7 protein-coding genes and 1 tRNA gene are annotated in these 7,515 nt (G+C 58.8%); 2 read left to right on the forward strand and 6 right to left on the reverse strand.

Annotated elements, in window-relative coordinates; translation table 11 throughout:
* Positions 1 to 10 precede the first annotated feature (10 nt).
* From metG to DOU54_RS07185, 5 genes are all read right to left on the reverse strand, one after another.
* Positions 11 to 1,561: a methionine--tRNA ligase gene (gene metG, locus DOU54_RS07165; protein ID WP_006697458.1), complete on the reverse strand. Its 1,551-nt coding sequence runs from the start codon at positions 1,559 to 1,561 to the stop codon at positions 11 to 13.
* A gap of 250 nt (positions 1,562 to 1,811) precedes the next feature.
* On the reverse strand, positions 1,812 to 2,837 hold the full coding sequence (locus DOU54_RS07170) for a DNA polymerase III subunit delta' (protein ID WP_113380617.1): 1,026 nt from the start codon (positions 2,835 to 2,837) through the stop codon (positions 1,812 to 1,814).
* Complete coding sequence (gene tmk / locus DOU54_RS07175) at positions 2,830 to 3,504, reverse strand: dTMP kinase (protein ID WP_004441759.1); 675 nt, start codon at positions 3,502 to 3,504, stop codon at positions 2,830 to 2,832. Before tmk ends, DOU54_RS07170 begins: the two co-directional genes overlap by 8 nt.
* Before the next feature lie 137 nt (positions 3,505 to 3,641).
* The gene (locus DOU54_RS07180; RefSeq protein ID WP_113380649.1) at positions 3,642 to 4,814 is read right to left on the reverse strand and encodes a D-alanyl-D-alanine carboxypeptidase family protein; all 1,173 of its coding nucleotides are present in this window, start codon (positions 4,812 to 4,814) and stop codon (positions 3,642 to 3,644) included.
* 71 nt (positions 4,815 to 4,885) lie between these two features.
* Entirely contained in the window at positions 4,886 to 5,974 is a 1,089-nt protein-coding gene (locus DOU54_RS07185) for a septal ring lytic transglycosylase RlpA family protein (protein WP_006697463.1), read from the reverse strand.
* Between the two features lie 315 nt (positions 5,975 to 6,289).
* On the opposite strand from DOU54_RS07185, the gene DOU54_RS07190 reads away from it, so the two are divergent.
* A complete protein-coding gene (locus tag DOU54_RS07190) occupies positions 6,290 to 6,628 on the forward strand; it encodes a hypothetical protein (protein ID WP_004441749.1) in 339 nt (112 codons plus the stop codon).
* Between the two features lie 122 nt (positions 6,629 to 6,750).
* On the opposite strand, the gene DOU54_RS07195 is transcribed toward DOU54_RS07190, so the two are convergent.
* A tRNA-Ser gene (locus DOU54_RS07195) sits at positions 6,751 to 6,840 on the reverse strand.
* Between DOU54_RS07195 and DOU54_RS27370 the strand changes: the two genes are divergently transcribed.
* Positions 6,841 to 7,143 (forward strand): hypothetical protein, encoded by a 303-nt coding sequence (locus DOU54_RS27370; protein ID WP_162702017.1) that lies wholly within the window; start codon positions 6,841 to 6,843, stop codon positions 7,141 to 7,143.
* Positions 7,144 to 7,515: the final 372 nt, after the last annotated feature.

A 7,515-nucleotide genomic window follows, 5' to 3' on the forward strand; every position in this document is an offset into this window, starting at 1 on the left:
GTGGTCGCCTTCACGCTTCCGGCGCGACGTAACGCGGAAAGACTGGCTTCGGAGCTTCCAGTGGTGTCCCCGGCACCAGACGACCGGCTTCGCCCAACGCCGCGAAGTCGCGCTTGTCGGCTGGCGCCGCAACGAGATCGAGCAGCTTTTCGCAGGAACCCGGCATGATGGGCTGCAGGAGAATGCCGATCTGGCGCACGACTTCCGCCGTGACGTAAAGCACGGTGCCCATCCGCTCAGGGTCGGTCTTTTTCAGCGCCCAAGGCTCCTGAGAGGCAAAATAGCGGTCGGTCTCGGAAACGACGGCAATAATGGCGGCTACCGCGCGGTGGATGAGCTGCTTGCCCATCTCCTCGCGGCAAATGGCAAGCAGACCGTCTGCAGACGCCAGCATCGCCTTGTCTTCGTCGGTGAACGGACCAGGCGTCGGGATTTTGCCGTCGCAATTCTTGACGATCATCGACAGCGAACGGCTGGCGAGATTGCCGATGCCATTGGCAAGATCGGCATTGATGCGGGTGGCAATGCCCTCTTCGCTATAGCTGCCGTCCTGGCCGAAGGAGACTTCGCGCATGAAGAAATAGCGGACCTGATCAAGGCCGAAATGGTTCACCAGATTGGCGGGATCAACGACATTTCCGAGCGACTTCGACATCTTCTCGCCCTTGTTGAGCAGGAAGCCATGTGCATAAACGCGCTTGGGCAGCGGCAGCTTCGCGCTCATCAGGAAGGCTGGCCAGTAGACGGCGTGAAAACGAATGATGTCCTTGCCGATGATATGCACGTCGGCCGGCCAATACTTCGCCCGCGGTCCGTTCCTGTCTTCGAGGTAACCCGTTGCGGTGATGTAGTTGGTCAGTGCATCGACCCAGACATACATCACGTGCTTCGGATCATTGGGAACCTTGATGCCCCAGTCGAAGGTGGTGCGGGAAATCGACAGGTCCTTCAGACCGGATTTCACGAAGGAGATGATTTCGTTACGGCGTTCCGCCGGACCGATGAAGTCGGGGTTTTCCTCATAGAGCTTCAGCAGCTTGTCCTGGTACTCGGAGAGCTTGAAGAAATAGCTTTCCTCCTCCACCCATTCCACCGGCGTGCCCTGCGGGCCGTAACGGACGCCATCGGCGCGCACTTCCGTCTCGTCCTCGGCGTAATAGGCCTCGTCACGAACGGAATACCAGCCGGCATAGCTATCCTTGTAGATGTCGCCGCTCTCGGCCATCAGGTTCCAGATATTGCGCGAGGTCTCGTGATGTCGTTCTTCCGTCGTGCGGATGAAATCGTCGTTCGAGGCGTTGAGCAGCTTGCCCATCTCGAGAAACTGATTGGAATTTCGCTCCGCGAGTTCTTCCGGCGAAACGCCTTCCGCTCGTGCCGTCTGCTGCATCTTCTGGCCGTGTTCGTCTGTGCCCGTCAGGAAGAACACATCCATTCCGTCCAGGCGCTGAAAGCGTGCCATGGCGTCCGTTGCGATCAGTTCATAGGCATGGCCGATATGCGGCTTGCCGTTGGGATAGGAGATCGCGGTGGTGATGTAGAATGGTGTCTTGTCTGTCATGACGGTCTATCGACTTTACGCGCTGTTTTTTGGATAGACCGCTCTTAAACCATTGTTCGCAGCAGCGAAAGAAAAAGCTACCGAATTGGTACACTGATATCAATATTGCCGACTATTCGTCATCCTCGGGCTCGAGCCGAGTATCCATTAATTTCAGCGGGTTGTGGATTCCCGTGTCAATCCCGGGGGTAATGCGGCTTAGAGTGGGCCAATCCGAAAAGGCAACTTCGGTCCTTACGATTTTTCGGCATTAGACGCCCCGGATATCCTCAAGAATGGAAATTACCATCTGTTTCTTGTCGAGATTATAGGCCTGCGCCACGGTGATGCGTTCCGAGAGCGCCGAAGAAAGCCGTGCCAGCCTTTCCGCAGCCGTGATATCGCCCGTCATGGCCGCCGCGCGCGCGCGCGCCATCAGATCTTCCGTTACATGTTCCATGAAGAAACCGAGGACGATGTCGCCATCCTTCTGGGCCAGGATCTCGGCGAGCTTGTGCATCTGTTTGCGGGCGCCCGGGCCGTCGGCATTCATGACTGCCGCAAGGGCCTCGACAATATCGGAGCCGCCGTAGTTCATCAGCTTCAGCGCCTGCGCAACGCTACCCTTGGAGGCGGCAAGCAGGGCATCGCGCTTTTCCTCCGAGAGACTTATGCCGAGATGATCGAGCGCCTGCACCATGGCTGAATCCGAAAGCGGTAGCAGCCTGAGCGGTATGCAGCGTGACCGGATTGTCGGCAGCAATTTTCCCGGTGCGTGGGAGAGCACGAGAAACATCGCCCTTTTGGGCGGCTCTTCCAGTATTTTCAGGATCGCGTTCGCGGCATTGCGGTTGAGATCGTCGGCGGGATCGATGATGACGATGCGCCAGTTGCCGGTGCCCGAGGTCTGCGAGAAAAAATGCCCTGCCCGTCGCACCTCGTCCACCGTGATGGCGGATTTCACGCGGCCGGTCTTTTCATCCACGGGCCGGGTGAGATGCAGCAGGTTATGCGAGGCGCCGGCGGTGATCTGCCGGCTGACCAGCGACTGCGGATCGGGGTCTGGCAGAAACTCCGGCCCCGACAAAGGATCGGGATGGTTCAGCACATGATTGGCGAAACGGAAAGCGAGCGTCGCCTTGCCGATGCCCTCCGGCCCTTCGATGAGAATGGCATGATGGCCTTTGCCAGAGCGATAGGACTGCGCGAGAAACGCCTCCGCCTCCTCATGGCCAAAAAGCCTCGTGTTCTGCTGCGGCGCGATTGCACCGTCGAGAACGCCCTGGACCTCACTCATGGGCCCTGCCCGCCTCGGTCCCCAGCTGTTCGAGCAAGGGCTCGACGAAGGACATGACATCCTCCGCAACTTTTTCTTCCGGCTGATCGGCATTGACGATGCGGCAGCGACGCGGCTCGGCAAGCGCTATATCGAGATAGGCTTCCCGCCGCTTCTCGTGGGTTTCGATTTCCTCTTTCTCGAAGCGATCGGGCTTCGCGCCTTCATCCGCACGCTTTCTGGCGCGGGCAAGGCCTTTTTCGGCAGCGATATCGAAAATCAGTGTCAGCTCCGGAACGACGCCATCAATCGCGATGCGCTGCAGCGTCTCGATGAAATCCGGCTCCAGATTGCCGGTCGTGCCCTGATAGACGCGGGATGAATCGAGAAACCGGTCGCAGAGCACGATCTCGCCGCGCTCCAGCGCAGGGCGAATGACCTCTTCGACGTGATCGTTGCGCGCGGCGGCGAACAGGATGGCTTCCATCCGGACGCCAAAGGGCTCCGCCGCACCGGAAAGGAGAACATGTCTTACGGCCTCCGCGCCCGGCGAACCGCCGGGCTCACGCGTTACGACCACCTTGAAGCCACGATCGCGAAGCGCCTCGGCAAGCGTGCGAATCTGCGTCGATTTGCCGGCGCCTTCGCCGCCTTCGAAGCTGATGAACAATCCGGTCTTTTCGGCCAATGTCACGTCCTGCAAGGAATTCACGTCAATGTTGAAATGCCTGTTTACAGCATCGGACCGAAATGTGTGAAGCGCTTTTCAGAAAAACCGGTGCCTGAACAAAAGCATAGGAGAAATGGCGCGTGCTGAACCGCACTTCACAGCCAGAACAGCAGAAGTTCCTTCAATGCTCCTGCGGCATTCTGGGTGAGCGACCCCTTGTTCACCCGGCTCTTCGTATAGAGCGGCACTTCGCGCAATAGACGCTCGCCCGAGAATATCTTCAGCGTTCCGGCATTCGCCCCGACATCGAGCGGCGCGTTCAGCGGCCAGCGATAGACGATACGTCCGGAGAGGCGTTCCGGATTGTTGACGGGCACCAGGACGCTGATATCGTCCTTCGGAGAAAGGTCGACATAGGAGGCATCGCCGCCATACACGCTGACGGAGCCAACCACTTCATCCTTGCTGAACAGGCGGCGTTTTTCGAAGGCGGTCAGGCCCCAGTCCACCACTCTGCGCGCTTCCTCCTGCCGCGTCTTGTCGTCTGCGATGCCGGCAAGCGCCAGATAGATGCGGCGTCCTTCCCGCTCCGCCGAAACCACGGCGGCAAAACCGCTGCCTTCTGCAAAACCGAGGCCAAGACCGTCTATACCGCTTCCCGGCATCAGCAACATGTTCTTGTTGCGCTGGAAAATCCGGTTCCATTCGAAGTCCGGCTTCGTAAACAACGAGTAGCGGTCTGGATAGGTGTCATGCAGATGCTGGGCAAGGCGCACCATGTCCCTGGCAGTCGTCTGGTTTCCGGAATCGGGAAGTCCGGTGGAATTGGCAAACGTGCTGCGGTTCATGCCAAGTTCGCCGGCCCGTGCCGTCATGCGCTTGGCAAAGGCAGCGTCCGATCCCGCCATGCCTTCGGCGATGATGATGCAGCCGTCATTGGCGTTCTGCACGATGATTCCGGTCAGAAGGTCATTGATGCCAACGGAGGATTTCAGGGCGGCGAACATGGTTGACGTTCGCGATGGGGCTCCGCCCGTGCGCCAGGCATATTCCGAAACGGGATAGGCCGTTTCCGACGCCAGCTGTCCTTTCGACAGCGCATCCAGCACCACCTCCACCGTCATCAGCTTGGCAAGCGATGCGGGCGGAAAGGACTGATCCTCATTTTGGGCAAGAAGCACCGTACCGGTTTCGGCATCGATCATATAGGCCTGCTCGGCCTTGGCGATGAAGGGCGCTGTCTGCGATTGCGCCGCGCCGGCGCTCAAAAATGCAAAAGCGGCCGCCGCGACGGCCGACAGATAGGAGCGATGAAAGGTCTTGCGCATGAAACCGCCCAGTGCTGTCTGCCACAACCGGCCGCCCGCCATGAGAACGGTGTGCCGGTGTCCTTAATCCGTCAGCGTGACTTCGCCTGCTGACGCTTCACATGGGCGAGGATCGACTCTTCGCTCAAGCCGTCACGATTGACGAGCACGGTGTCGAACACCTTTGCGGTTTTGGATACGGCGGCGGATTCTTCGGAATAGGCCGCTGCATATTTGGAAGACGGCGTGGGCACACGCAGATAATTGCCGCCTGGAGCTGCTGGTTCCCGCAGGAAGTTACCTTCGGGGCGCTCCGCCAGGATCGGGCCGATTTCCGGCAGGATCGCGAATTGTTCGAATGCGGGCTGTACACCGTTGACGAGTGGCATGGCCTGAAGCGCCGCATTCTTCTTGGAACCGACGAGCGCGGTCTGAGCCGAGCCGGCATAATTCGGGTTCGATGTCGGCGCCGGCACGAAATTCGGCGAGGCCGAAGCAACCATCACGCCGGTCGCGATCTGCCCTTCAGGTGCAACGCCAGGCGAACGCGAACCTTTCGGAATATAGGAAGCCATCAGGTAAGGCATGTCATGGCCGTCGAGCGGCGCACGGCCCGCATATTGAACGCGTACATTTGCCGTACCCGTCGCCTTCATGTCCAGAAGATCTGCCGTCTTGCTGGAAACGTCAATCAGACGGCCCTCGTGGAACGGACCACGGTCGTTGACCCGGACGAGCACCGACGCGCCATTATCCATATTGGTGATGCGCGCGTAGCTCGGCAGCGGAAATGTCGGATGTGCGGCAGAAAGATGTTCCTTGTCGTAAACCTCGCCATTGGCCGTGAGGCGTCCATGGAAGGCAGAGCCATACCAGGAAGCAAGGCCAACCTTGTTGTAGCCCGGCTCTTCTTTCGGGAAGTAACGGCGGCCCTTGACGGTGTAGGCGTTACCCAGCAGCTCGCGTCCGCCACCCTTCGGGATGTTCTTTCCATCGGCAACGCGCGGGCTGGCCTTCACGCCATATTCGGATTCGGAGAAATATTCCTTGCTGCGCTTGGGCTTAGGCTTTGTCTCGGAGGTGGTGGAACACGACGCCGTTGCAGCGCAAAGCACGGAAATTGCAAGCCACTTCACGCCCGACCTGGCGCTGATGCCTGTTTTCTTGACCGTAGAATTCAAATCGTCTGCCCCACGCTGCTATTGGCTCGGAGAACCGCACCCTCACTTGCCTCGATATTGCCCCTGCCATCGAAGCACCTAACAGTCGCTTAATCTTGTGCATAACGTGGCGAAAATGCGAACGACTTTTGCAAATTCGATAAAATTGTAACGAACGTGGTTAATGATTTCTATTTTTTCGGCATGCCCCTCCACGGCGGAATCCGCCCGCCGTCAGTCCTCCCCTCGCAGCCTCGCAAGGAACAAAGCAGCGGTAACCGCGTTTTCTCCGCGCAAACAAACGAGCTTCCGCCGGTTTCGGCTGAGGGAGGAAACATGATAAATTTTATGAAAACCACAGGTCTGGCGATTGGCATCGCCCTGGTATCCTTCGCCGCACCTATGCCTGCCGGTGCCCAGGATATGGAGCTCAGAATCGGCCCGGATGGCGTCCGTCCCGTCATCCGCGACCGTGATCGGGACATGGACCGCCGGGGTCCTCCACGCATGCGTGGCTGCAGCGAACGCGAAGCCCGCGCCGCGGCCCGTGAAGCAGGCCTTCGTGATCCCGAAGTCGTGCGCGTCACGCCGGGCCGCGTTGTTGTCGAAGGCTTCACGCGCCGGGGACCGGACCGGATCACCTTCGCAAATGAACGAGGCTGTCCGGAAATCTGATCCACGACCGCCGCCTGGAACCCGCCGGAAGGCGGGTTTCTTATTTGTACGGATCTACGCGATCCCCAAACGCTGGGAGAACATGCCTCGTCGCGACATTATTCGAATGATGTTGCGCTTGATGGCAGATGGGGTGGGATTCGAACCCACGGTACGCTCTCACGCACGCCGGTTTTCAAGACCGGTTCCTTAAACCACTCGGACACCCATCCATGGTGGTGAGGCTTTATAGCGGTTTGAAAAAGGGCGTCAATCCCGCTCCGACAAGCATCGTCTTCCTTCTCTCACAGTTGGCGGATCATTGCCCCGGGGTCGCTGCGGGCGGCAGCAGGGAGCCGTCACCTGAAGGTATCGAAGGGACCTGCTGCGCTGTATCGAACAGCGTAAGGCTCAAAACGATTGCAACAAGCACCAACAAAAGCGCCACAAAGAGGATTCCGGATTTATCCATGCGTCTGCTCATGTCACGTTACGTTAAAGGAGAATATGTGCAATTCGAGGCGAGCAAAGAATAAAGCGAAAGCCTGTCAAGTTGTCTTACAGATCCGTCAAATTCATCGTTCAAAAATCTGCGGATTAAGTGAAATTTGTGCATCGGCGTACTGTTTGGGACGGAAGTGGCCTATCGCGTCCGCACCATTGTCTCTTATATCCCACTCATCGCTCCCGGGCATTGCCCAACTTTCCCCGAGCGATCAACCTGCCCCGCCTCTTTGCGGGGCTTTTTTCTTTTATGGTCATGACATGATGTGCGGCCGGAGGATGGGCGACCCTTTACGGCGGGCGTCTCACTCAAACGCCGATGCTGGGCCCGCCATGGCCGTGCCGGCCTTCCCCCTGGAGAAGGTCCTCGAAGAGGGTCAGCAGCGCCGGCGGCAAGGGATCGG

Source organism: Agrobacterium sp. MS2 (assembly GCF_003261015.1).
Lineage (GTDB): Bacteria > Pseudomonadota > Alphaproteobacteria > Rhizobiales > Rhizobiaceae > Agrobacterium > Agrobacterium pusense.

What these genes read in the sequence shown, in the direction of transcription:
- metG (WP_006697458.1), bottom strand. Translation starts at nt 1,561, where the DNA reads ATGACAGACAAGACACCATTCTACATCACCACCGCGATCTCCTATCCC.
- DOU54_RS07170 (WP_113380617.1), bottom strand. Translation starts at nt 2,837, where the DNA reads ATGAGTGAGGTCCAGGGCGTTCTCGACGGTGCAATCGCGCCGCAGCAG.
- DOU54_RS07180 (WP_113380649.1), bottom strand. Translation starts at nt 4,814, where the DNA reads ATGCGCAAGACCTTTCATCGCTCCTATCTGTCGGCCGTCGCGGCGGCC.
- DOU54_RS07190 (WP_004441749.1), top strand. Translation starts at nt 6,290, where the DNA reads ATGATAAATTTTATGAAAACCACAGGTCTGGCGATTGGCATCGCCCTG.
- DOU54_RS27370 (WP_162702017.1), top strand. Translation starts at nt 6,841, where the DNA reads ATGGTGGTGAGGCTTTATAGCGGTTTGAAAAAGGGCGTCAATCCCGCT.